Origin of the sequence: Microbacterium sp. Kw_RZR3 (assembly GCF_029222405.1) — a bacterium.
In the GTDB taxonomy this organism is placed as follows: domain Bacteria; phylum Actinomycetota; class Actinomycetes; order Actinomycetales; family Microbacteriaceae; genus Microbacterium.
This window is the reverse complement of the sequence record NZ_JARHXC010000212.1, coordinates 1-1,105: the sequence shown is the minus strand read 5'-3', so window position 1 is coordinate 1,105 and position 1,105 is coordinate 1. Positions and strand designations below refer to the sequence as shown.

Genomic DNA, 1,105 nt, shown 5'->3' with positions numbered 1-1,105 from the left:
GGCGGCCTCGGGTCGGCCGCCGCGGTGACGGGAGAGGTGTCGATGACGCTCATGACCGTGCGCCCTTTCCGGTGGATTCGGTGGCGAGGCGCTGTTTCGCGGCGCGCGCGGCAGCGCGGCGCTGAGCTCGGGTAAGACCGTCGCGCGTACCCTCGTCGCGCACCAGCGAGCGGCTGATGAAGAGGTTGACCGCCCCGATGACGAGGATGATGAGGAAGAGGATCCACGCGAGCGCGGCCGCCCGGCCGAAGTTCCACTCTCCCCACCCGAGGTTGTAGAGGTAGAGCGAGATCGTCAGCCACTGGTTGTCGGAACCGCCCGTGCCCGACTGGTCGAACATGCGCGGTTCGTCGAAGATCTGCAGCCCGCCGATCGTCGAGGTGATGATGACGAAGATGAGGGTGGGCTTGAGGCTCGGCAGCGTGATCGAGAAGAACTGGCGGACCTTGCCCGCACCGTCGACGGTCGCCGCCTCGTAGTACTCGCGCGGCACGGCCTGCATGGCGGCGAGCAGGATCAGGGTGTTGTAACCGGTCCAGCGGAAGTTGACCATCGTCGCGATGGCGATGTGGCTGGCGAAGGCGTCGGAGTGCCATCCCACCCCGGGGAGGCCGATGCGGCCGAGAAGGGTGTTGATGAGGCCGTACTGGTCGCCGAACATGTTGCTGAAGATCAGCGCGACCGCGACGGGGGCCATGACGTACGGCACGAGAACGCCCATACGCCAGAGAGTCTTCGCGCGGATGTTCTGGTCGAGCATCGCCGCGATGAAGACCGCGAGGAGCAGCTGCGGGACCGTCGAGAGCACGAAGATGCTAAAGGTGTTGCGCAGGGCGTCCCAGAAGGCCGGCTGCGACAGCACGTACGCGTACTGGTCGAAGCCGACGAAGGTGCCGGAGCCGCGGATCTGATCCCAGTCCATGAACGAGATGACGCCCGTGTACAGGATCGGGAAGAGGCCCGTGACGATGAAGAGGATGAAGAACGGGGAGATGTAGAGGTACGGGGAAAGCTTCAGATCCCAGGCGCTGAGCTTCGAGCCGAACCCGACGCGTCGGGGCGTGCGAGCGGGGGGACCGTCGGGGGCGGATGCCGCGGGAGTCGC

At 66.2% G+C, this 1,105-nt stretch carries 1 protein-coding gene; it reads right to left on the bottom strand.

The genetic code is table 11. The features are described from left to right. Positions 1-49: 49 nt before the first annotated feature. Positions 50-1,105 (bottom strand): sugar ABC transporter permease (locus tag P2P98_RS11715; protein ID WP_275799998.1); only part of this gene is annotated, 1,056 nt, incomplete at its 5' end.